The following is a 22,966-nucleotide window of genomic DNA, read 5'->3' on the forward strand; positions in this document are numbered from 1 at the left end:
GCCGCTTCATGGTGACCGGCGGCGACGTCGTCTGGACCGATGGCCCGCTGACCCGGGCGGTCAAAGCCGGCGCGATCTGCTACCTGGACGAGGTTGTCGAGGCGCGCCATGACTCCTTGGCGATCCTGCACTCACTCACCGATCACCGGCGGTCGCTGTATCTCGATCGCGCCGGCTTTGACCGCCCGGGTCAGCGGGCCATCGGTCCAGACGACGTCGCCGCCGGTCACCATGAAGCGGCCGACGAGATCGGAGCTGGTGAGGTCGTCGTGGCAGCTGATGGTCACCACGGGCCGCTGCAACAGTGAGCCCATGTGCTCGACGAAGCGGGTCTTGCCGCAGCCCGTTGGGCCGGTGAGCATCACCGGGATGTGGCGAAGGAAGGCCTGCTCGAACAGCTGAACTTCGTTGCCATTGGCGAAATATGTTTCGGTGGTCATCTCTTCCTCAGCGGGTCGCGTTCATGCCGTGACCAGTTCGCGATGGACATGGGCCAGTACCCGGGGCAGCTCCTCGATGCGCCGGATCCGTTGCGACCGGCGGGGTCCGAACACCTCGGGGAGGGGATCGACGCGGGTCGGTCCCACGCCCACGTAGTACATCGACACCCCGGCCTCGTTGGCCTCCTCGACGGCGTGCGCGGCGTCCGCCCAGGCATACCGGCCCTCATAGCCTTCATCGGAGATCAGTCCGTCACCGATGACGATCAGCAGGCGGCGCTCGGAGGCCTGCGCCAGCAGGCGGCTCGTCAGATGGCGAAGTGGCGCACCGAGCCTGGTGTATCCGCGGGTGGACAAACCCAGCCCGCTCGGCGGTACGAATCGGCGGTCGTCGAAGTCCTTCAGGCAGCGGACTTCGACTCGATGACGGGTGTTGCCGGTGAACACGAAGACGCCGTGGCGCTCGCGTGCCAGCGTCATGGCGCGGGAAAGCGCATCGGCACAGGACAACTCCAGCTGGAACACGCGGCCGCCGTGCACCCCCAGCGACGAACTGCCGTCGAGCAGCAAGGCGGTGGTGACATCGCGGCTGCTGGGCAGCAGGTCGCGGAACACCTTCGGCTCCTTCGCCTCGCCGGTCGCCAGATCGATGTAGTGATCGACGTATTGGTCGACGTCGAGGTCGGAGCCGTCTTCGAGGCGGTTGGTCATCGCGCGGTGGGTGTGTTCCTCGAACCACTTACGCACGTCGACGACCACCGGCACCGGCCGGCGGGCGTGCCGGCCGTCGGAATGCTCGACGACCGCGACATGGTCACGCATGAATCGCTGTGTCCACATGTTCCATTCGGGGTAGGGAATGCCGGGCCGGTGTTCCGGCGTGACGTCGAGATCGTTGTCCTGCGGCCGGCTCGGCGGCGGCAGGTTGGGGTTGCGGACCCCGCCGTCGCCGCCGACCGGAACCGAGTACGGCCGCGGCAAACGCTTCTGTGTTGTGGTCCAGGGCATCCTGCCGAAGCTGCGCCGCAATTTGTCGGTCAATCCGTGCGGCGCCGTGTACGCCAGCGGCAACGAGCCCAGCAGTGGGTGAATCGTCAATTCCTGGCCTGTGGCCGCCAATGCCATTGCGCGATTGAGCATTTCCACGGCGGCCATGTCACCGGCCTCGGTGCGGACCTCGGGAAGTAGTCGACGCACCTCGGCGACCAGTCCCGGCCAACGTGACGCGATCCAGCCGAGGGCGACGCCGGCCTCGACGAGGGTGAGCGCACGCAGTTCCCGGGCCGAGAGCTCGTTGAGGCGATATTCGGTGAGGCGTTCTTTCGACGGCGAACATTGCAGGGCCACGCCACATGTCAGGGTTCGGCGTGTCCAGTCGGGCCCTGAAAGTTGGGGGGCGGGGTAGGGGACGTGAACGAACTTCAGGGCCGCGTTCAGGCCGAAGCCGCGTCGTTCCCCGGTGACCAGCCGCACGCCCTCGCGCCGTTGGTCGCTGAGCGCGACCGCCGTGACGGAGCAACCCCGTTCCAGCGCCATCGCCTGGCCGTCGGAATGTTCAACCATGAGCCGAATGCCGCGTGTTCCGGCTGCCCGGGCCGCGATTCAGAACGTGCCGATGTTGGAGAACAGCCAGTACCAGAACCAGATGATCAGTCCGGTGCCGCCCCAGGCGGCGACATAGCGAAGGATTTCCCATAGATAGCCCATGATGTGACTTCCTCGGTGGCGTAGTGGGTTTCGGCTCGAGCATGTCAATCGGAGAAGAGTTCGCGGTTGACGGTGTGCAGGTAGGGGATGGCGAGGAACGGGGTGATGTAGAAGATGTCGTAGAGCCACCAGCCGACGACCGGCAGCACGACGCCGGCGAAGCGCACGTCGGCGAACATGGTCATGTTGAAGACGTAGGTGATCCAGATGACCACGCCCATCCAGCAGGTGACGACCATCCACTGATGGCCCCAGCGCTTCATCTGTAGAAATCCGATGGCCGCCGCGATGCGCATGGTGAAGACGGTCAGGATGAGGCCGACCTCCAAAGCCTTTTCGCCCGGTCCGGCCGCGCCGCCGACCCACAGCTCGTTGTAGTGCCAGAAGTAGCCGGCGTCGAACATGTTGCCCCACCCGTTGAGCAACACCCGGGCCAGGATGGTGTGGTTCGCCACCAGGTCAAGGGCCCATCCGACGGTGTTGATGGCGGCGTCGATGATGACGAGATAGCCGAGCAACGTGACCAGCATCGGTCGAACGGAGAGGCCATCGCGCTGGGCCCGGCGCAGCAATCGCACGCCCCACAGAAACAGCGGCAAGCCGAAGACGCCCAGGGCGGCGGTGCCGATCAGCAGACTGCCGGAGATGAGCCATCTGTCGGCCTGGCGTTGCGCGAGTTGCGACCGTTCCAGATGTTCGTCGATGGTCAGACTCGTTGGGGGAGCGCCGTTTGAGCCGGCGGTGGTGGCCTCACTGCCGGCATTGCGCTGATGCAGCCTCGGCAGATTCACGAACCCTCCCCGTCTGCTGATCCAATCGGCTTGTGCAATATAACAGGCTGACTGTAGTCAGCGTAAGATAGGCGGTCGAGTTTTGTGAATCTCAAAGGGTGCACCAGGTCGCCGGCCGTTCTCACGGTGCTATCGCGCGGCGCAACCAGCCAATCCGCCCGTCGCGGGGCACCCCGGCGTGTGAGGTACACGCCGAACAACACTGACATAAGTCAGCCCCCAATCGTTGACACGGCTTTCACCGGACGCCTACGCTCAGCGAGCGCTCAGCCGGTGTGGCCTCGTGTGCCGGCGGCGGAAACGGTGCACCCGGTGTAGCGCTGTCGGTGCGTGCAAAGGAGTAGCGATGACACCCAAGCCGCCAGCCGAGAAGAAGTATCGCGTAATCCAGTGGGGCGTAGGGAATGTCGGCACGATTGCGCTCCGCCATTTCGTGCACAATCCTGCCTATGAACTGGTCGGGGTGCTGTGCAATCGTCCGGAGAAGGTGGGTAAGGACGCCGGTGAGCTCTGCGGCAAGGCGCCGACGGGGGTGCGGGCCACCACCGACAAGGCCGCCATCGAGGCACTGGACGCCGATTGCGTGTTCTATGCGCCGCTGTGGTCTGACCCCGATGAGGTGTGCCGCCTACTGCGCGGGGGCAAGAACGTCGTTGCCTCCGGCGGCGCCTGGTGGTATCGAACCGAACACAGCAAGGCGGACATCGACAAGATCGATGCCGCCTGCCACGAGGGTGGCACGTCGTTCCATGCGGGTGGTGTCAACCCCGGCTTCGCCGGAGACCTACTCGTGCTGACGCTGGCCCGAATCGTCAGTCAAATCGACACCATTCACATCTACGAGGTGGTGAACTTCGGTCGAGACACGCTGAAGTACCTGCACGAGATGGGCATGGGCAGCGACCCGGCCGGGTTCGAGGACGGCCCGAACCTGTTGGGACAGGCGTGGCCATTGTTCGCACAGTCCATGGCAATGGTTGTCGAGGGGATGGGGAAGACGGTCGAGAGATACACGACTGAGGTGGAGCTGGGGCACGCCACGCGCGACATTCCCTTCGAAGGGGGAGAGACCAGCGATATGCCGGGCTTCAAGGGCGTGATCAAGAAGGGCACGGTCGCTCGCCAGCACCACAAGTGGACGGCGTGGGTAGAGGGCAAGCCCCTCGTGATCTTTCATGAGATATACACGATGGACACCTTCGATGCTATTGAGCCGCAGGAGGATTGGCCTCAGCATTACCACTACCGCATAGTGATCGAGGGCGACTCGTCCACCGAGCTGATCCTGCAGGGGGCGCAGGACCCGGGTGGGGGCTACGCGCTGCCCGGCTACACCTGGACCGCGATGGGCCCGGCGAACGCCATTCCCGCGGTCTGCGACGCCCCGCCGGGGTTCATGTCCCATCGGGAACTCGGGCTGATGCCGCTGCGTGGCGTCATACGGCCCTGACCCGACGGGTCAGGGTTTCAAGCTTCGCAACGTCCTCTCGACGTAGTCTTCCAGCAGCGTGTGGCCAGTCGGCCAGTGGTTGGTGGTGATCAACAGCGCGTACAGACCCAGCAAGAAGAACACCGCACTGTTCATCGGATTGACCTCGGCATCCGTCTCGCCGCGTTCCTGGGCCTGCGCGATCTCCCGGGCGACCAAGACGATCAGCGGGTGATCCCTGCCGTCTTCGGTCTGCGGGCGGGTTTGGGAGAAGTGCAGCGCGAGAAAGTCATTGAACAGCCGATCGCCCAGGCGGCGTTCCAAGCCGACGACCAATCGGACCGCCTCGTTCAATGCCGCAGCGAGGTCGTGCTTCGACTTCAGGAATTGCGCGAACTGCTTGGCGATTCGGTCCTCTTCGCGGCGCTCCAGCTCCAGCAGCACATGCTCTTTGGTGGGGAAGTGGAAGAAGAAAGTCCCGTGGGCCACGCCGGCCGCGGCCACAATGGCCCCCACGTCGGCCTCGGCCATCCCGGCGCGGGCGAACTCGCCGATTGCGGCGCCCATCAATCGCTCCCGCGTCTGCAGGCGCTTAGCTTCTCGTGCCGACAGCCGGTCCGTCACAGCCATTGCTTCCCTCACGGTTGACCTGACTCATGCCAGGATTTCGAGGCTAACCCCGACCAGTATGCCGTGTGTCGACCAAAAACGCTTGCACAACGTGTCATTGTCGAGCGCCACCCGCCACGGCGGATATCTGCGTCCAAAGTTCGTTGACTTTAGTCAGCAATATTCATAGATTGAACGCGCACCACACCGCACATCGGAGGAGCCGGCATGGCGTTGGAGCAGTTCAGGCTGGACGGACAGGTCGCGATCGTCACCGGAGCCGGCAAGGGTGTGGGTGCGGGCATCGCCCGGGTGCTGGCGGAGGCGGGCGCCACCGTGGTCGGGACCGCGCGGACCGAGGCGGATATCGTTGGCACGATTGCGGGTATCGAGGCCGCCGGCGGCAAGGGGCTGGCGCTCGTCGCGGACGCGATGAGTCGTCCGGATTCAGAGCGGGTCGTCAGCACGGCCATGGAGCGCCTCGGTCGCATCGACATTCTGGTCAACAATGTCGGCGGGTCGACCTACGCGCGATTCCTCGATATCACCGACGAAGACTTCCGGCACACCTTCGACTGGTGTGTGACGTCGGCCTTCATCATGAGTCAGCTGGTGGCGCCCCACATGCTCAGCGCCGGACACGGTTCCATCATCAACATCTCGTCGGGCTCGGCACGTTTCGGCATCCGGGCGCTGACCGCCTATTGCGTTGCCAAGGGTGGTCTGGAAGCGCTCACCCGCGCCATGGCACAGGAACTCGCCCCGAAGATTCGCGTCAACGCCATCGCCCTGGGGTCCTTCGCCACCGACGGCCTGAAGGGCAGCCTGGATCTGATGCCCGGCTCACTGGAAAAGATGCAGGAGGCCACGCCGCTGCATCGGCTGGGCGACGTCGAGGATCTCGGGCGGCTCGCGGTGTACCTGGCCACCCGCGACTGCTATGCGACCAACGCGACGTTCCACGTCGACGGCGGCATCGACTCGAACAATTCGCCACTGCCGATACCCGATTACTGACCTGTGCGGCGATTGAACGCGTCATGATGGGTCATCACCCACCGCCGGAAGGACGAGGGTAGCCATGCGCAGGGTCATTCAATTCTCCACCGGCAACGTGGGTCGGCATTCGTTGCGAGCCATCATCGGCAGACCCGATCTCGAGCTGGTCGGCGTGCACGCCGCCAGCAGCCAGAAGGTCGGCCAGGATGCGGCGCAGCTGTGCGGACTGGACGAACCGACCGGCGTCATCGCCACGGACGACATCGACGCCCTGGTCGCCCTCGGCGCCGACTGCGTCGTTTACACATCCCAAGGGGAGACGCGGCCGATGGAAGCCATCGAACAGATGGCCAAGTTCCTGGCGGCCGGCACCAACGTCGTCGGTACGTCGATGGTCTGGCTGGTCACCCCGCGCCACGCCGACGACTGGTTGCGCGAGCCCCTGGAGCGTGCCTGCGCGGTTGGCAACGCCTCGCTTTACGTTAACGGCATCGATCCGGGCTTCTCCGGCGATACGCTGGTGCACTCCGCGGCCAGCCTGACCACCCGGATCGACTCGATCACCGTGCAGGAGATCTTCGACTATGGGAACTACGACGACGCCGAATTCACCGGCGCAGCAATGGGTTTCGGCTCGACGCCCGATAACGATTCGCCGATGATGTTTTTGCCCGGGGTGATCGTGTCGATGTGGGGAGGTCAGGTCCGCAGCCTGGCGGACAACCTCGACATCAAGCTCGATGACGTGCGCCAGCGCTGCGAACCCTGGTACACGCGAGAACGAATCGACTGCACGATGATGACGGTCGAACCGGGGCAGATGGCCGCGGTGCGGTTCGCCACGGAGGGGGTGCGCGACGGGCGGCCGGTCATCACGCTCGAGCACGTCACCAGGCTCACCCAGGCCGCGGCGCCCGACTGGGAGTTCCCGCCCGACGGCCACACCGGGGTTCATCGGGTTGTCGTGGACGGGGAGCCGCGGGTCGAAATCAACACCCACGTGTCCCACCCGCTATTCGATTCCACTGATGCCGGCTGCATCTCGACGGCCGGCCGGGCCGTCAACGCGATCGATTGGGTATGCCGGGCGCCCCAGGGGTTGATCGGGGTGGAGGATATTCCGCTGTCGGCAACGATGCGTGGCCTGATGTGGAACGAGCACTGACCTGACGACCTCGGCCCCCGGACGCGTTGCCGGCAAACGCATCCTGATCACCGGCGCCGCGCGCGGCATGGGACGCAGCCACGCCCTGCGGCTAGCGCAGGAGGGAGCCGACCTCATCCTGCTCGACATATGCCAATCTCTGCCCGAGATCGAATATCCTTTGGCGACGAAGGACGAGTTGGCCGAAACAGTCGAACTGGTAAGGGGTTTCGGTCGCCGCTGCGTGAGCCGCATCGTCGACGTCCGAAACGAGGCGCAACTGCGGTCTGCGGTCGACGACGGCGTCGGCGAGCTCGGCGGCCTCGACGGCGCGGTGGCCAATGCCGGCGTGCTCACGGTGGCGTCCTGGGACCAGACCACCGCCGACCAGTGGCGCACGGTGGTCGACGTCAATCTCATCGGGGTGTGGAACACCTGCGCGGCCGCGATACCCCACCTGCTCGACCAGGGCGGCGGCAGCCTGGTCAACGTCAGTTCCGCGGGCGCTATCAAGGGATTTCCACTGCAGACGCCCTACACGGCGGCCAAGCACGGCGTCGTCGGCCTGACGCTGGCGTTGGCCAACGAACTGGCGGCGCAGAACGTGCGCGTCAACACCGTGCTTCCCACCGGTGTTCCCACCGGGATGGTTCCACCGTCGTTCGGACCGCTCTTGGGCGAGCGACGGTCCGACCTGATCCCCATCTTCGTCAATGCGATGCCCACGCCGGCCGTCGAGCCCGTCGACGTCAGCAACGCGGTGGTGTTCCTTTTGTCGGATGAGTCCAGGTATGTGACGGGGCTGGAATTCAAGGTCGATGCGGGAGTGACCATCAACTGACGCCGCGCCGCTGCACAGCGTGTGCCCTTACCGATCCCGTCGCCAGCCCATAGGCTGGGCTGACAGATGAATAGTCGTCCGGCGGCCGGAGTTTGCGTGTTCTCGCTGCCCACGCGCGCGGTAAGGGATACAAATAGCTGAGTTCACCAAGGAGAGCCTCATGAATACGGTGCGGACGTCCGTGCTCGGGCTGACAGCTGCCGCCCTATTGGTCGGCGCGACGGTGGCCGGTTGCGGTGGCGGCAAAAGCTCGACGGGATCATCGGGTTCGGCCTCGTCGTCCGGCCCGGCCGCTTCGTCGAGCCCTTCGGCCGGCGCGGCCCCGGGCGCACCGGGAGCCCCGGTGGACTACAGCAACCTGCTGATCAAGCCCGGCGACGTGGGCCCCAACGCCACCGCCGACGGCCCGCCGAGCCAGAATCCCAGCGGCATCACCGGCGTGGGGCAGGTTTTCAAGAACCCCGACGGCAAGCGCACCATCATCGACACGATCGCGGTCTTCCCCGATGCGGCCACCGCCACCCAGACCGCGGCGAACATGCGCGACGTCGTCGGAAAGAAGGTCAACGGCCAGCAGCAGCCCATCGACGTCGGCACCAACGGGTTCATGGTGATCGGTCAGGGAACCGACCCGGCCAACCCGATGGAGATCTCCGAGGCGGTGTTCGTCGAGGGCAGGGCCATGGTCGACCTGGAGTCCGACTGTGTCGTCGGCAATCCCACGCCGGCCGATGTCATGCTCGATCTCGCCCAAAAGCAAGACGCCGCCGTCAAAGCGGGACTGCCGGCCGGCTGAGCCGCCGCTCGTTCACAGGGGCCAGCTGTCCGGCTGCAGCTCATAGCGCAGTGCGGCGGCCGGCGGCAGCGGCTGTCGTTCGTTGACTGATATCGCGTCGATGACGAGGGTGACATAGCGCCGCCAGCCGTCGCTGCCGGCATCCATGGTGGACAGCACGCTGAAGAGCATCGCGATCAGGCGAGGAAGGTCGTCGGCGACCAGGTCGGTGCGGATGCTGCCGGCTCGCTGGCCTGCGCGGGCGAGCTCGCCGAGCGCCGCGTTGAGCGACACCGAGATGTCGGAGGTTAGCGATCCGGCGCGGCGTGCGGCCGTCAGCAGGCTGTGTTCGCGCGCCCCCAGCGATATCGCCGCATCGATCAGCTGGGTGAGGCCGCGCAGCGGATCCTTCTCGAGGCGGGCGCTGTCGATCACCGGCGTGAGGTCCTCGGCGATGCTTTGATCCAGGGCGGCGCGTACCAGGTCCGCCTTTGCCGGAAATCTGCGGTACAGGGTTCGCTCACCGACGCCGGCGCGGCGCGCGACCGCTTCCACCGGGGCGTCGGGTCCCAATTCGCCGTAGACCTCGCGCGCCGCGCGCAGGATGCGCTCGACGTTGCGCGCCGCGTCGGCCCGCAACGGCCGGTCTTCAACCGCGGTCATCGTCACAGCGTAACTGACAGTTGACTGTCGGTAGCCGCCGCTTTAGGCTCGTACAACTGGCAGCCAACTGACACTTAGTGGAAAACTGGTTATGGCAATACCTTTGGAGACCGCCGAATCCCGGCCTGACGCAAGCCTTCCCGTGTTACCCGTCCCGCGGCCGTCGCACTGCCCGCTCGCGGCCCCGCCCGAGTTTGCGCAGTGGCGCGAACAGGCCGGGCTGCGACGGGCGATGTTCGGCGGCAACCCGGTCTGGGTGGTCAGCCGCTACCAGGACATCAGGGCGGCGTTGGTCGATCCGCGCTTGTCCGCGAAGACCATTCCGGACTCGATCCTGCCGACCGACGCCGACAACAACGTCGCCGTGATGTTCGCCCGGACCGACGATCCCGAGCATCATCGGTTGCGGCGCATGATGACAAGCAGCTTCACCTTCAGGCGTTGTGAATCAATGCGGCCGCACATTCAGGACATGGTCGACCACTATCTCGGCCAGATGATCGACAACGGTGCGCCGGCCGATCTGGTGCGTGAATTCGCCTTGCCCGTGCCGTCGATGGTGATCGCCCTGCTGCTCGGGGTGCCGCCCGAAGACTTGGCCATCTTCCAGCACAACACCACCAAGGGGCTTGACCAGAAGTCCACCGACGAGGAAAAGGGCCAGGCGTTCGGGGCGATGTATGCCTACATCGAGGAGCTGGTGGAACGCAAAGCGCGCGAACCCGGCGACGACTTGATCAGCCGACTGCTCACCGAATACGTGGCCACGGGCCAGCTCGACCACACCACCACGGCCATGAACAGCGTGATCATGATGCAGGCCGGCCACGAAACCACCGCCAACATGATCGCACTGGGAACCGTTGCGCTGCTGGAACATCCCGAGGTGTTCGAGCGACTCGGACAAACCGACGATCCGGCCGTCATCGCGAACGTCGTCGAAGAACTGATGCGCTATCTGTCCATCGTGCACAGCCAGGTCGACCGCGTCGCGACCGAAGATCTGGTGATCGGTGGCCAACCGATTCGCGCCGGGGAGTTCGTCCTCATGAGCCTGCTCGCCGGCAATTGGGACGCAGAATTCGTCGACCACCCCGAATCCTTCGACCCGGACCGAAACGCTCGCGGGCACTTGGGCTTCGGATATGGCGTGCATCAATGCATCGGAGCGAATTTGGCCCGCGTCGAGATGCAGGTCGCCTTCGCCACCCTGGCGCGGCGCCTGCCCGGGTTGCGACTGGCGGTGCCGCCGGAGCAGCTGAGGTTCAAAGACGCCAATATCTATGGCATGAAAGAACTTCCGGTGCGCTGGTGACGGTGTCTAACGGCGAGCTGCGCTTCGACGGCCAAGTGGCCGTGATCACCGGCGCCGCCGGCGGGCTGGGCAGGGAGTACGCCCAGCTTCTGGCCGCGCGCGGAGCCCGCGTCGTGGTCAACGACAAGGGCGGCTCGGTGACCGGGGACGGCGCGGACGACAAGGCGGCCGAGGCCGTCGCGGATGCCATTCGCGAGCAGGGTGGCGAGGCCGTCGCAGACAGCCACAGCGTGACGAGTCCGCAAGGCGCACAAGCGATCATCGACACCGCCCTGCGGGTCTGGGGGCGCCTGGACATCGTGATCAACAATGCGGGCATCGTCGGCGACGCGCCGTTCGAGGACATGACCGCCGATCGGCTCGACCCCCTGGTGGATGTCCACCTCAAGGGGGCGTTCTACGTGACGAGGCCAGCGTGGCAGGTGATGCGCGAACAGCGCTACGGCCGGGTGCTCAACACCTGCTCGGCCGCGGGAATCCTTGGCGCCGAACGGATGAGCAACTACGGCGCGGCCAAGGCGGGTTTGCTGGGCTTGACGCGTGTGCTGGCCGCCGAAGGAGCCGCATACGGCATCAAGGTCAATGCCATCGCTCCCATCGCGTACACCCGGATGCTGACGCATTCGCTCGACGAGGCGACCGGCCGGCAAACCGTCGAACACGATGCGGCATCGCAGGCGGTATTGGATGACCTTGTGGGCCAATACCTTCAGAAACTGGACCCCGCGCGGGTCGCTCCGGTGGCCGCCTTCCTTTCCCACCGGGATTGCCCGGTGTCCGGTGAAATCTACACGGTGGGCGCGGGACACGTCGCGCGGTTCTTCATCGGCAGGACACGGGGTTGCTACCGACCCGGGCTGTCGATCGAGGACGTCCGCGACCACCTGGACGAGATTCGCGACGAAGCCGGCTACACCGTGCCGGGCGGGCCCGGTGACGAAATGAGCGAGCTTTTCGCGACCATCATCGGCAGCCTCAGCAGCTGAAGGCCGCGCCGACACCGTCCGGCGGCGGGGCCGATTTCAGGCAGCCGTACGGCACGATGCCGGCGGGGCTGAACTTGGCCGCCGACTGGTGCGCATAGTTCACGCAGTACAGGCCGGTCTGCTCGGCGCGGCACCGGTAGTCACCGAACGACAGCGAATCCCCGTTCGCCAGTTCCGGCCCGTTGCCGTTCAGGAATGGGCCGGGATCGGCACGGGCGGATCCGACCTGCAGGTTCACCCCGTCGAAGCTGATCCAACCGCCTTGCCACTGGCCATAGGCCGTCGCGGGAGCCGGCGGTGGATTGGTCAGATTCACCAGGCAGGCCAGTGCGCCGCCGGTGTGCTTGGCATCCGTCATGCAGGAGACCTTGCCGGCCACCGCGGCCAGCGCGATGTCGTCGCCCAGGGGCGTGGTGGCCCCGTCGCGGCTGGCGGTGTGAAAGCGGCCGGGATCGGCGGGATGGCCGGCCTCTATCCAGGCGATGACGTCGGAGATCGCGGTGCCGGCGCCGGGCGCCCCGGTGGGTCCGGGCGCTTTGCTTCCCGGTGCGCCGGCGCCGGTGGATGTCTGGGCGGTGCTCGGGGTCGGCGCTGATTGGCCGCCCGTGGTGTGGGAGCACCCGGCGACCAGTAGTGCCGCGGCGATCATCGCAGCTTTCCGCATTCAGTCAGGCTAACCGCCGCGCCGGGCAATTAAGGCGCTGCGCGCGCGTTACGGCCGTCATGTCGGTTACCGTCGGGTTATGCATGACCGGACTGTCCGCGCACGCACGGCCATCGGCACCGTCGAAGGCTTCACCCGCGACGGGGTCAATCGGTGGCGGTCGATCCCGTATGCCCGCCCACCGGTGGGCAGCCTGCGCTTCCGGGCGCCGCAGCCGGCCCAGCCGTGGTCTGGTGTTCGGCACTGCCACGGCTTCGGCAATTGCGCGCCCCAGCAGCGCCGTTACACCCTGCTCGGCATGTCGGGTCTGGGCGGCCGCTATCAGCCGATGAGCGAGGACTGCCTCACCCTCAACGTCGTGGCGCCCGAGGGTGACGCCGAGGGGCCGCTGCCCGTCATGGTGTTCATCCACGGCGGCGGCTACTTCCTGGGCAGCTCGGCGACACCGCTGTACGACGGCGCGGCCCTGGCCCGCCGGGGATGCGTCTACGTGTCGGTGAACTACCGCCTGGGCGCGCTGGGGTGCGTGGACTTTTCGTCGTTGTCGACGCCCGAGATCACCATCGACAGCAACCTGTATCTGCGCGATCTGGTGCTGGCGCTGCAGTGGGTTCGTGACAACATCGCGGGATTCGGCGGTGATCCCGACAATGTCACCATCTTCGGCGAGAGCGCGGGCGCGTGCATCACCGCATCGCTGCTGGCGGTGCCCGCCGCCGAAGGCCTGTTCGCCCGGGCGATCTCGGAGAGCCCGGCGTCGGGTCTGGTGCGGTCGAAAGAGGTCGCCGCGGAGTTCGCGAACCGCTTCGCCAACCTGCTGGGGGTGCGCAAGCAGGATGCCGCCAACGCGCTGATGCAGGCGTCCGCCGCGCAGCTGGTGGAAACCCAACACCGGTTGATCGACGAAGGCATGCAGAACAGGCTGGGCGCCTTCCCAATTGGCCCGGTCTTCGGTGACGACATGCTGCCATTGGATCCGGTCGAGGCGATGCGGCGCGGTGAGGCCCACCGGGTACCGCTGATCGTGGGCACGAATGCCGAAGAGGGCCGGTTGTTCACCCGCTTCCTGGCGATGTTGCCGACCAACGAGACGATGGTCGAAGAGCTGCTGGCCGAGGCGGAACCCGCTATCCGCGAACGCATTACCGCCGCATATCCCAATTATCCCGAGCGGGCGGCCTGCATCCAGCTCGGTGGTGACTTCGCCTTCGCCTCGGCGGCCTGGCAGATCGCGGAGGCCCACGGCGCGCACGCGCCGACCTACCTCTACCGGTACGACTACGCGCCGCGCACGCTGCGCTGGTCGGGCTTCGGGGCCACCCACGCCACCGAGTTGCTCGCCGTTTTCGACGTGTACCGCACCAGATTCGGCGCGTTGCTGACCGCGGCGGCGGACCGGCGGGCCGCGTTGCGGGTCAGCAATCAAGTGCAACGGCGCTGGCGCGCCTTCAGCCGGACCGGCGTGCCGGGGGAGGACTGGCCCCTCTATACCGCCGAGGATCGTGCCGTGATGGTCTTCGACCGCAAGTCCCGCGTCGAGTTCGATCCACACCCGCATCGCCGAATGGCCTGGGACGGCTTCTCACTGGCGCGTTGACCTGGCACGCTAACCCTCATGCATGCCGAGACCGAGCAAGTCATCGAACGACCCAGTGACCTCTCCGCCACCTGGCTGGCCGCGGTCATCGGCACCGGACCCATCGCCGACTTCGCGGTGGAGCGCATCGGCACCGGCCAGATGAGCGAGTGCTACCGGGTCCGGCTCAGCTATGCCGAGGCCGGGGGCGGGCCCGAGTCGGTGGTGCTGAAGGTCGCGGCCACCGATCCGGTGAGCCGCCAAACCGGGCTGGCGCTGGGGCTTTACGAGCGGGAGGTGCGTTTCTACGGCGACATCGCGCCGCGTCTGGGCGGGCCCATCGCGCCCTGCTACCACGCGGCGGTCGACACCTCCACGGGTGTTTTCGATCTGCTGCTGGGTGACGCGGGGCCGGCCGTCGTCGGTGACGAAATCGCCGGAGCCACAGTCGAACAGGTTCGCCTCGGCGCCGTCGAGCTGGGACGCCTGCACGGCCCGCTGCTCGGCGACGTTTCGCTGGCCGAGGCGCCGTGGCTCAACCGCGACGCGCCGCTGAACCAGGCCATGATCACCCCGCTGTACGCGGGTTTCGTCGACCGCTACGGCGACCAGATCGCACCGGAGCACCGCGTGGTGTGCGAACGCCTGGTCGCCGCGTTCGACGGCTACCTTGCCCAGGAAGCCAAGGCGTCCGAGCGGGGCCGCGTGCAGGGCCTGGTGCATGGCGACTATCGCCTGGACAACATGCTGTTCGGTACCGAGGGCGCCGATCGCGCGCTGACGGTGGTCGATTGGCAAACCGTGTCGTGGGGTCCGGCGCTGACCGATCTGGCCTACTTCCTCGGTTGCGCGTTGTCCACCGAGGATCGCCGGCAGCACTACGACGCGCTGCTGCGCGCCTATCACGAGGCGCTGGGACCTGCGGCACCACTGACTCTGGTCGACGTCGCCGACGGTGTGCGCAGGCAGAGCTTTTTCGGGGTGATGATGGCGATCGTTTCCTCGATGCTGGTCGAGCGCACCGACCGCGGCGATCAGATGTTCATGACGATGCTGCGGCGGCACTGCGACCACGTCCTGGACACGGACGCGCTGTCGACGCTGCCCGTCGCGGCGCCCCCCGAGCCGTTGCAGCCGGCCGTCGAGGACGAACTGGCCCACGAGCCCACTGCCGAACCGCTGTGGAGTGAGAGTTGGTACGCCGACTTCGCCGACGCGGCACAGGGATTGGGTGGCTGGTTCCGGCTCGGGCGGGTGGCCAACGAACAGACCGCGTGGGTGCACGTGTTGCTGTGCGGGCCCGACATGCCGACCGTCGCCGTCGACACGCAAGTGCCGCTGCCGTCGGATCCGTGGTCGGTGCGGACCGACGACTTAGAGCTCGGGCATTCCGCCGACGCGCCCCTGCAAAGCTATCGCGTCGACGTGCGGGCGCGGGCCCGGTCCTACTCCGATCCGTCGGCGTTGCTGCGCGGCGAGCCCGGCGAACCCGTCGAGATGAGCGTGAACCTGGTGTGGGCCACCGACGGCACCCCGTACAAGTACGCCGTGACGACGCGTTATGAGATCCCGTGCACCGTCTCGGGCAGCGTCAGCGTCGGTGACACCAGCTACCGTGTGAAGTCCGTTGCGGGCCAACGGGATCACTCGTGGGGTGTGCGCGATTGGTGGGGCATGGATTGGATCTGGAGCGCGCTGCACCTGGACGACGGCACCCATTTGCACGGCGTGAACATCCGGATCCCCGGGGCGCCCGCGTTCAGCATCGGCTATGCGCAGGGCGCCGACGGCAAGGTGACCGAGTTGCAGACCGTCGACTCGCGAGAGTCCTTCGCCGACAACGGGTTACCGCTTGAGGCGACGCTGGCGTTGGAGCCGGCGCAGATCACCGCGAACGCGCGCGTGCGCGGCCAGGCGCCGGTCCGGCTCATGGCACGCGACGGGCGGGTCAGCCAGTTCCCCCGCGTGTGGGCCACGATCAGCACGGCCGACGGGCGCAGCGGTGTCGGTTGGCTGGAATGGAACCGCAACCTCGGCGAACAGACTTAGGTGAGCGGATCGGCCCCCGTTGTCGTGATGGGCGTCTCGGGATCGGGCAAATCGACGGTGGGGGCGGCGCTCGCGCGGCGCCTGCGGGTCCCGTTCGTCGACGCCGACACCCTGCACCCGCCCGCCAACATCGCCAAGATGGCCGCCGGTGAACCGCTCGACGACGACGACCGCTATCCCTGGCTGGAGCAGGTCGGCGAATGGTTGGCCGCCCATCGCGAGGGCGCGGTCGTGAGTTGTTCGGCGCTGAAAAGGGCCTACCGCGACCAGTTGCGCGCCCACTGTCCGGGCGTGCGGTTCCTGCACTTGTCGGGCTCGGCGGAGCTGATCGGAGCCCGGCTGGCAACGCGGACCGATCACTTCATGCCTGCCGCGCTGCTGCGCTCGCAACTGGACGCCCTGGAGCCGCTCGGTCCCGATGAGGTCGGCATGACCGTCGACGTCGGGCCCGACGTCGACGCGATCGTGGACACCGTCGTGCGGGCCCGCCCATAGCCGCGGCCGCACGGCGCGGTGTAGCATTGTGCTACACGTCGTAACGTAGTGCTGCATGGGAGGAAGCCGTGGCTGAGGCCGTCGATCGTGTCACCCGCGTCGCGTCCGACCTGATGGACAGCGCGGCGGCTGAGGGCGCCCGGCAGAGTCGCTCGGCCAAGCAGCAACTCGACCACTGGGCACGGGTGGGGCGGGCGGTATCCAGTCAGCACACCGCCTCGCGGCGGCGGGTGGAAGCCGCGCTCGCCGGCCAGCTGCCGACCGGCGAACTCACCGTCGAGGAGGGCGTGGTATTCAACGCCGAGATCTCCGCGGCCATCGAGGAAAGCCTGGCGCGCACCAACTATGGGGCCACGCTGGCCGGGCAGGGGGTCACCACCGTGGCCCTCAACGACGACGGCGAAATCGTCGAGCATCGCCCCGACGGCGCCGCCGTGGTGCTCGGAGGCACCCGCTGATCCGGCACTCATCAGCGTTTCGGCGGTCCGATGGACCGACTTGACCTGGCGGTCGGGCCGAACGGTGCCGGTAAGTCGACCTTCATCGCGCTCACCCTGGCGCCGCTGCTGCCGGGCAGTCTCGTGGTCAATGCCGACGAAATCGCACGGCAGCGGTGGCCGGAGGATCCGGCATCGCACTCCTACGACGCCGCGCGCATCGCCGCCGACACCCGCGCCAAGCTGATCGAGCTGGGCCGGTCGTTCGTCGCCGAGACCGTGTTCTCCCACCCCTCCAAACTCGACCTCGTCAAGGCGGCCCGCAGCGCGGGCTTCACCGTCGTCCTGCACGTCCTGATCATCCCGGAAGACCTTGCGGTCCAACGTGTTCGATACCGGGTGCAAGCCGGCGGCCATGACGTTCCGGAAGCCAAGATCCGGCAGCGCCATCGCCGGTTGTGGGTGCCGGTCGCCGAGGCGATCGCCTTGTCCGACCTCGCGACGGTCTACGACAACAGCCGCCTGCGCGGCCCGCGCATCGTCGCGCGACTCAGCGGCGGCCTGACCGTCGGCGCACCCGACTGGCCCACCTGGGCACCGGAAATCCTGCGGGCTCGCTGGACCCACTGACTCGCGGCGTTACGCGGACAGCGGCTCGCCCGGTCACCAGGGCAGCTTGCGGCGGCCGGTGTCGACCTGACCGCCGACCCGCTCGCGGGCTGTGTCGGCCAAGTCGGCGCCGCGCTGCCGCGCGGTTTCGGCGAACTCCTCGCCGCGCGCCCGCGCCGTGCTGGCCAGCTTCTCGCTGCGCTTGCGTGCCTTCTTGGCCAGCTTCTCGCTGCGCTTGCGTGCCCTCTTGGCCAGCGGCGCGGCCCGATCGGCCGCCTCGTCGGCGAGTTCCTCGCTGCGCTTGCGTGCCTTCTCCGCCAGGTACGCGGCGCGGTCGGCGGCCTCGTCGGCCCATTCCTCGCCGCGCTTGCGGGCCTTCTTGGCCAGCGGTTTACTGCGCTCGGCCGCGGTGCTGGCCAATTCCCGGCCGCGTTCGAGCGCGGCTTCGGCGTAGGGCGCGCCGCGCTCGGCCGCGGTGCTGGCCAATTCGCGGCCGCGTTCGAGTGCCGCTTCGGCGTAGGGCGCGCCGCGCTCGGCTGCCGTGCTGGCCAGCTCGCGGCCCCGTTCGGCACCGATCTGCAGGCCGTGCGCAATGCGATCACCCAGCTCGGAGAAATCGGCATCGAAGCCAGAATCGTCCGATCCGGGCCACGCCGAGGACACCCGCTCGGAGAGCCGTTCCGCCGCCCGACGGCCACGCCACCCGAGTGAGGGCTTGCCGGCGGTGTCGGCCGACGCGATCAACAATCCGCCCAGCAGGCTGAGGTCGGTGAGGAATTGCTGGCGTTTCTGGGCTTTGGCCACCGGGTCGCTTTCGTTCCAGAACGAGTGTGTCCCAAGGTTGGCCGGTAACACCGTCACCGCGAGAGCGGCCGATGCGATCCGGGGGAGTTTGCCGGTGGCGAGCAGCAGGCCGCCGCCGATCTGAACGGCAGCGGTGATCTGCGCGACCGTCTCGGGGTCGCTGGGGATGCTGCTACTCACCGATTCCGGCAATGCCTGCAGCCCGTCCACCGTCGGCGCCGCGGCCTCCGCCGCGGATTTGGGGTTCAGCAGTGAATTGACTCCTTGCCCGATGAATGCCACTGATAACAGGGGTCGCGCGATTCTCCTGAGCACCATGGCCCGTGTATTACCCGGCTGCTTGTCGAGCAAACCGCCACCCCGATAACCCCAGCTAGAGCCGCGTAGCGTCGCACACCGATAGGGTGGAGCGCGTGCGAGCGTTGATCGTCGTCGACGTGCAAAACGACTTCTGCGAGGGCGGCTCGGTGCCCACCGCCGACGGCGCCGCCGTGGCGTCCGCGATCAACGCCTATCTGTCCGGTGAGCCGGGCTACCGGTACGTCGTCGCGACGCAGGATTTCCACATCGACCCGGGTGACCATTTTTCCGACCACCCGGATTTTTCATCGTCCTGGCCGGTGCACTGCGTCGCCGGAAGCGCCGGCGCGAATCTTCGCTCGGAGCTGGACATCCGGCGCGTCGACGCCGTCTTCCGCAAGGGCGCGTACGCCGCGGCGTACAGCGGTTTCGAGGGCGTCGACGACGACGGCACCCCGCTACTGCAGTGGCTGCGCCGGCGGGGGGTCGACGAGGTCGACGTGGTCGGCATCGCCACCGACTTCTGCGTCCGGCGGACCGCCGAGGACGCCGCGGCGGCGGGCCTGACCACCAGGGTGCTGGTCGACCTGACCGCGGCCGTCGATTCGGCGGCCGAAGCGCTGGCCGAAATGCGGTCCGCCGGCATCGAGTTGGTTGGGGAACCGTAATGGTGGTGCCACTGGATCGACAGAAGCTGCTCGCCGCCGTGGAGCGCTCGCCGCAGGCGGCCGCCGCGCACGACCGCACCGGGTGGGTGGGGCTGTTCACCGGTGACGGCCGCGTCGAGGATCCGGTCGGCTCCCGACCGCACGTGGGGCACGAGCAAATCGGGCGCTTCTATGACACCTTCATCGGCCCCCGTGACATCAAGTTCCATCGCGACCTCGACCTCGTGGTCGGCACGACGGTGCTGCGTGACCTCGAGCTCGAGGTGACGATGGGTTCGGCCGTGACGATGTTCATTCCGGCGTTTCTGCGTTATGACCTCCGAGAAGCCAACGGTGAGTGGAAGATTGGCCATCTGCGGGCCTATTGGGAGCTGCCCGCCATGATGCTGCAGTTCCTGCGCACCGGCCCTGGCGCCCTGCGGCCCGCGCTGAACCTGTCCACGGCGCTGGTGCGCAACCAAGGCTGGGGCGGGGCCGCCGGCTTCATGACCGGATTCCGCCGAGTCGGGGCACGCCACCAGCGGCTGGTGACGACGTTCCTGGAGGCCGCGGGGCGCAACGACACGTCCGCCGCCGCGCGGATGCTGTCCTCAGATGCCGCAATAACTTTGGGTGATCGCGACCCGCTCGACCTGGCCGAGCTGGCCGAGCAGCTGGACGGTGTCGGCACAACCAGGACGAGCAGCGCGGGCCGAACCGTCGCGGTCTCACTCAACTCGGGTCACGGGCGCGCCATTGTGTTCGCCGATGTGGCTTGGCGTGGCGCCGCGATCAGCCGGATCCGCTACTTTCCCGCCTGACCTCGTCAGGCCTGTGTCTCAGCGGAGCACCATCAGCACCAGCGATGCCCCGGCCAGGCACAGGTACGCACCGGGAAACGCGATGTTGTACAAAACGTGGGCCCTCAGATGCGTCGCCACGGCGCCGACGAAAAACAGCACCAGGCCCGCGGCGGCCGCGATACCCAATTCGCGCAGGCCCAGCAGTCCGAGGACGATCCCGGCGGCCCCGGCCAGCTTCAGCGCGCCAAGCGCCGGCAACCATGACCGCGGCACCCCGACCTCGGCAGAATTCGCCAGAACGAATCGCGCCGGAACGAAGTCGGCGAAGGCGATCGCCGCGGTGATGACGGCGGTGGTCAGCGTGACGGCGACAAGTGCGGTGTTCATCTCCGATCAATCCCTTGTCGCGCAGCGATTTCCGCAGCGGCGGGTCGAATGCGGGCAGTGCGCACCGTGGCGCACAATCGGTAGGGTCATGGTGCTTGTCTCCTTCGCCAGTGGAAGTCCGTCGGACGCGGTCAACTTCTTGACGGCTTTCGCGCGGAAAAGGTGACCCATGGGCGCAACAAAGGATTTGGCGGATCTGGCGCGGCGTTTCGACGCCGATCGGCCTCACCTGAGGTCGGTCGCGTTCCAGCTGCTGGGTTCGGTGCCCGACGCCGACGACGCGGTGCAGTCGGCGTGGCTCAAGGCCAGCCGCGCGGACTTCGGCGGTATCGACAACCTCACCGGATGGTTCACGACGATCACCGCGCGCGAGGCGTTCGACCAACTTCGGCTGCGTAAGCGCCGCGCCGAGCAACCGCTGGCCGAAACCGACGAATTGGACCGGCTGGTGCTGGCGGCGTCGGCGCCGGCCGACGAGGACGCGCTGCTCGCGGAGTCGGTGAGCGGCGCGCTGCTCGTCGTGCTCGACCGGCTTTCCCCGGCGCAGCGGGTGGCGTTCGTGCTGCACGACGTCTTCGCCATGCCTTTCGAGCAGATCGCCGCGGTGATGAATCGCTCGCCGGACGCCACGAAGAAGCTGGCCAGCAGGGCCCGCGGGCGACTGCACGCTGATCCGGCCGATCGCCCCCGCCGCACGGGCGACCACCTGAAGGTGGTCGAGGCGTTTCTGGCGGCCTCGCGCGGTGGTGACATCGCCGGCCTGCTCGAGCTGCTGGCTCCAGACGTGGTGCGCACGGTCGATCCGGCCCTGGTCCCGGCCGACGTGCCCACTACGGTCCGCGGTGCCGACGAGGTCGCCGGGGAGACTCGGCGGTTCGCTGCGCGGGCGCGCGCCGGTGCTGTCATGCTCATCGACGGGGCGCCGGGCATCGTGTTAGCCGCTCGCGGTCGCGCTCAGGTCCTGCTGGTGATCGGCATCGGCGCCGACGGTCGCATCCATACGATCGACATCACCGGCGATGCCGAGCGAATCCGCCGGGCGACGCTGACGCTGCCCCGGTGGCCGGTCCAGGAACCTCACAACCACATCGGGTACCAAGGACGTCAGACACAGTCGGCCGCAAAGGCGGCCGCGGGGCAAGACCGGGAGGGCCATGCTCGATAAGCCGTTCGGACGGCGTGAGCTGCTCCGGGGCGCCGGCGCGCTTTCCGCGGCGGCGCTGGCGCCGTGGTCGGCGGGGTGTGCTCCGGAGGACGACGCGCTCACCTTCTTCTTCGCGGCCAACCCGGACGAGCGTGACGCCAGGATGCGCATCGTCGACGAGTTCGCGCGCCGCCACCCCGATATCAAGGTGCGGCCCGTGCTGTCCGGACCCGGTGTCATGCAACAGCTTTCGACATTCTGTGTCGGCGGCAAATGCCCCGATGTGCTGATGACCTGGGAACTGTCTTACGCCGAACTCGCCGACCGCGGTGTGCTACTGGACATGAACACGCTGCTGGCGCGCGACAAACCCTTTGCCGACCAGCTCAAGGCGGACAGCATCCCGGAGTTGTACGAAACCTTCACATTCAACGGAAAACAGTACGCACTTCCCGAACAGTGGTCGGGCAACTACCTGTTCTACAACAAACGGCTCTTCGCCGAAGCCGGCGTGCCGGAGCCCCCCAAGACGTGGGAACAGCCCTGGGATTTCACCGAATTCCTGGACACCACGCGCGCCCTGACCAAGCGCGATGCATCCGGCCGGGCCGCGCAGTACGGCTTCGTCAACACCTGGGGTGCCTACCACTCGGCCGGGCTGTTCGCGATGAACAACGGTGTGGCGTGGTCAGACCCGCGGTCGAATCCGACCCACTTCAACTTCGACAATGCGGCGTTTCACGAAGCTGTGCAGTTCTACGCCGATCTGGCCAACAAATACCGGGTGGCGCCCAACGCATCGGAGACGCAGTCGATGTCGACGCCCAACTTGTTCGCCGTGGGCCGGGCGGCGATCGCGCTCGGTGGCCACTGGCGCTACCAGACCTACATCCGCGCCGAGGGCCTGGATTTCGACGTCGCCCCGTTGCCGGTCGGCCCGGCGCTGGGAAAGGGGCATGCCGCATGTTCAGATATCGGCGCCACCGGATTGGCCATCTCGGCCAGCAGCCCGCGCAAGGAGCAGGCATGGGAGTTCGTGAAGTTCGCGACGGGGCCCGTTGGCCAGGCGCTGATCGGTGAATCCTGTCTGTTTGTTCCCGTGCTGCGCTCAGCGCTGCGATCGCAGGGATTCGCCAAGGCCCATCGACGGTTGGGCAATCTGAGTGTGCTCACCGAAGGCCCGGCTTTTTCGCAGGGGCTGCCCATCACGCCGGCTTGGGAGAAGGTCAATGCCTTGATGGACCGCAACTTTGGTCCAGTGCTGCGAGGCCGCCAGCCGGCGACGTCATTGAGCGGATTGTCCCGCTCCGTCGACGAGGTGTTGCGCAGCCCATGACCGCGATGGACGCGAC

The 22,966-nt window shown here is 67.2% G+C and carries 23 protein-coding genes and 2 pseudogenes; 17 read left to right on the forward strand and 8 right to left on the reverse strand.

Annotated features, from left to right (window positions below; all coding sequences use genetic code 11):
- Positions 1-8: 8 nt before the first annotated feature.
- A pseudogene (locus A5624_RS29505) lies at positions 9-116 on the forward strand (AAA family ATPase); the annotation flags it as partial.
- A 48-nt stretch (positions 117-164) separates the two neighbouring features.
- Here the strand turns inward: A5624_RS29505 and A5624_RS13720 are convergent.
- The 3 genes and pseudogenes from A5624_RS13720 to A5624_RS13730 all read right to left on the reverse strand — a co-directional run.
- Positions 165-440: pseudogene (locus A5624_RS13720) on the reverse strand (AAA family ATPase); the annotation flags it as partial.
- A gap of 21 nt (positions 441-461) precedes the next feature.
- Positions 462-2,003 (reverse strand): nitric oxide reductase activation protein NorD, encoded by a 1,542-nt coding sequence (locus A5624_RS13725; protein ID WP_066866993.1) that lies wholly within the window; start codon positions 2,001-2,003, stop codon positions 462-464.
- Positions 2,004-2,191: 188 nt separating this feature from the next.
- On the reverse strand, positions 2,192-2,857 hold the full coding sequence (locus A5624_RS13730) for a hypothetical protein (RefSeq protein ID WP_197508051.1): 666 nt from the start codon (positions 2,855-2,857) through the stop codon (positions 2,192-2,194).
- 427 nt (positions 2,858-3,284) lie between these two features.
- On the opposite strand from A5624_RS13730, the gene A5624_RS13735 reads away from it, so the two are divergent.
- Positions 3,285-4,388, forward strand: coding sequence for a dihydrodipicolinate reductase (locus A5624_RS13735; protein ID WP_066866995.1), 1,104 nt, complete (start codon positions 3,285-3,287; stop codon positions 4,386-4,388).
- A 9-nt stretch (positions 4,389-4,397) separates the two neighbouring features.
- On the opposite strand, the gene A5624_RS13740 is transcribed toward A5624_RS13735, so the two are convergent.
- On the reverse strand, positions 4,398-4,997 hold the full coding sequence (locus A5624_RS13740; protein WP_066866997.1) for a TetR/AcrR family transcriptional regulator: 600 nt from the start codon (positions 4,995-4,997) through the stop codon (positions 4,398-4,400).
- Between the two features lie 207 nt (positions 4,998-5,204).
- On the opposite strand from A5624_RS13740, the gene A5624_RS13745 reads away from it, so the two are divergent.
- The 4 genes from A5624_RS13745 to A5624_RS13760 all read left to right on the forward strand — a co-directional run bounded on the left by A5624_RS13745 (position 5,205) and on the right by A5624_RS13760 (position 8,756).
- Positions 5,205-5,993 carry an SDR family NAD(P)-dependent oxidoreductase gene (locus A5624_RS13745; RefSeq protein ID WP_066867000.1) on the forward strand — a complete coding sequence of 263 codons (789 nt, stop codon included), beginning with the start codon at positions 5,205-5,207 and terminating at the stop codon, positions 5,991-5,993.
- A 64-nt stretch (positions 5,994-6,057) separates the two neighbouring features.
- On the forward strand, positions 6,058-7,140 hold the full coding sequence (locus tag A5624_RS13750) for a dihydrodipicolinate reductase (protein WP_066867002.1): 1,083 nt from the start codon (positions 6,058-6,060) through the stop codon (positions 7,138-7,140).
- A 1-nt stretch (position 7,141) separates the two neighbouring features.
- On the forward strand, positions 7,142-7,960 hold the full coding sequence (locus tag A5624_RS13755) for a mycofactocin-coupled SDR family oxidoreductase (protein WP_066867004.1): 819 nt from the start codon (positions 7,142-7,144) through the stop codon (positions 7,958-7,960).
- A 160-nt stretch (positions 7,961-8,120) separates the two neighbouring features.
- Complete coding sequence (locus A5624_RS13760; RefSeq protein WP_066867006.1) at positions 8,121-8,756, forward strand: hypothetical protein; 636 nt, start codon at positions 8,121-8,123, stop codon at positions 8,754-8,756.
- 12 nt (positions 8,757-8,768) lie between these two features.
- On the opposite strand, the gene A5624_RS13765 is transcribed toward A5624_RS13760, so the two are convergent.
- Positions 8,769-9,398: a TetR/AcrR family transcriptional regulator gene (locus A5624_RS13765; protein WP_066867007.1), complete on the reverse strand. Its 630-nt coding sequence runs from the start codon at positions 9,396-9,398 to the stop codon at positions 8,769-8,771.
- Positions 9,399-9,489: 91 nt separating this feature from the next.
- On the opposite strand from A5624_RS13765, the gene A5624_RS13770 reads away from it, so the two are divergent.
- Both A5624_RS13770 and A5624_RS13775 read left to right on the forward strand, forming a co-directional pair.
- Positions 9,490-10,713 carry a cytochrome P450 gene (locus A5624_RS13770; RefSeq protein ID WP_066867009.1) on the forward strand — a complete coding sequence of 408 codons (1,224 nt, stop codon included), beginning with the start codon at positions 9,490-9,492 and terminating at the stop codon, positions 10,711-10,713.
- Positions 10,710-11,699, forward strand: a complete 990-nt coding sequence (locus A5624_RS13775; protein WP_232002257.1) for an SDR family NAD(P)-dependent oxidoreductase — start codon at positions 10,710-10,712, stop codon at positions 11,697-11,699. Before A5624_RS13770 ends, A5624_RS13775 begins: the two co-directional genes overlap by 4 nt.
- Here the strand turns inward: A5624_RS13775 and A5624_RS13780 are convergent.
- On the reverse strand, positions 11,689-12,363 hold the full coding sequence (locus A5624_RS13780) for a hypothetical protein (protein ID WP_197497992.1): 675 nt from the start codon (positions 12,361-12,363) through the stop codon (positions 11,689-11,691). The genes A5624_RS13775 and A5624_RS13780 overlap by 11 nt on opposite strands.
- Before the next feature lie 79 nt (positions 12,364-12,442).
- Between A5624_RS13780 and A5624_RS13785 the strand changes: the two genes are divergently transcribed.
- From A5624_RS13785 to A5624_RS13805, 5 genes are all read left to right on the forward strand, one after another.
- Positions 12,443-13,960: a carboxylesterase/lipase family protein gene (locus tag A5624_RS13785; protein ID WP_066867013.1), complete on the forward strand. Its 1,518-nt coding sequence runs from the start codon at positions 12,443-12,445 to the stop codon at positions 13,958-13,960.
- An 18-nt stretch (positions 13,961-13,978) separates the two neighbouring features.
- Positions 13,979-15,988: a phosphotransferase gene (locus A5624_RS13790; protein ID WP_066867015.1), complete on the forward strand. Its 2,010-nt coding sequence runs from the start codon at positions 13,979-13,981 to the stop codon at positions 15,986-15,988.
- On the forward strand, positions 15,989-16,483 hold the full coding sequence (locus A5624_RS13795; RefSeq protein ID WP_066867017.1) for a gluconokinase: 495 nt from the start codon (positions 15,989-15,991) through the stop codon (positions 16,481-16,483).
- A gap of 68 nt (positions 16,484-16,551) precedes the next feature.
- Entirely contained in the window at positions 16,552-16,941 is a 390-nt protein-coding gene (locus A5624_RS13800) for a hypothetical protein (RefSeq protein WP_066867019.1), read from the forward strand.
- A 30-nt stretch (positions 16,942-16,971) separates the two neighbouring features.
- On the forward strand, positions 16,972-17,550 hold the full coding sequence (locus tag A5624_RS13805; RefSeq protein ID WP_066867021.1) for an AAA family ATPase: 579 nt from the start codon (positions 16,972-16,974) through the stop codon (positions 17,548-17,550).
- 33 nt (positions 17,551-17,583) lie between these two features.
- Here A5624_RS13805 and A5624_RS13810 read toward each other — a convergent pair whose 3' ends face one another.
- Positions 17,584-18,651, reverse strand: a complete 1,068-nt coding sequence (locus A5624_RS13810; RefSeq protein WP_066867023.1) for a DoxX family protein — start codon at positions 18,649-18,651, stop codon at positions 17,584-17,586.
- A 95-nt stretch (positions 18,652-18,746) separates the two neighbouring features.
- Here A5624_RS13810 and pncA point away from each other — a divergent pair, with 95 nt between their 5' ends.
- Together pncA and A5624_RS13820 are read left to right on the forward strand one after the other, a co-directional pair.
- Positions 18,747-19,301: a pyrazinamidase PncA gene (gene pncA, locus A5624_RS13815; RefSeq protein ID WP_082976045.1), complete on the forward strand. Its 555-nt coding sequence runs from the start codon at positions 18,747-18,749 to the stop codon at positions 19,299-19,301.
- Positions 19,301-20,101 (forward strand): ketosteroid isomerase family protein, encoded by an 801-nt coding sequence (locus tag A5624_RS13820; protein ID WP_066867027.1) that lies wholly within the window; start codon positions 19,301-19,303, stop codon positions 20,099-20,101. Before pncA ends, A5624_RS13820 begins: the two co-directional genes overlap by 1 nt.
- An 18-nt stretch (positions 20,102-20,119) precedes the next feature.
- Here the strand turns inward: A5624_RS13820 and A5624_RS13825 are convergent, their stop codons facing one another.
- Entirely contained in the window at positions 20,120-20,470 is a 351-nt protein-coding gene (locus A5624_RS13825) for a DoxX family protein (protein WP_066867028.1), read from the reverse strand.
- A gap of 169 nt (positions 20,471-20,639) precedes the next feature.
- On the opposite strand from A5624_RS13825, the gene A5624_RS13830 reads away from it, so the two are divergent.
- The gene (locus tag A5624_RS13830; RefSeq protein ID WP_066867030.1) at positions 20,640-21,635 is read left to right on the forward strand and encodes a sigma-70 family RNA polymerase sigma factor; all 996 of its coding nucleotides are present in this window, start codon (positions 20,640-20,642) and stop codon (positions 21,633-21,635) included.
- Entirely contained in the window at positions 21,625-22,950 is a 1,326-nt protein-coding gene (locus A5624_RS13835; RefSeq protein WP_066867031.1) for a sugar ABC transporter substrate-binding protein, read from the forward strand. The genes A5624_RS13830 and A5624_RS13835 overlap by 11 nt, the downstream gene beginning before the upstream one ends.
- The last annotated feature ends 16 nt before the right edge of the window (positions 22,951-22,966 follow it).

Origin of the sequence: Mycobacterium sp. 1482292.6, assembly GCF_001672995.1 — a bacterium.
Taxonomy (GTDB): Bacteria; Actinomycetota; Actinomycetes; order Mycobacteriales; family Mycobacteriaceae; genus Mycobacterium; species Mycobacterium europaeum_A.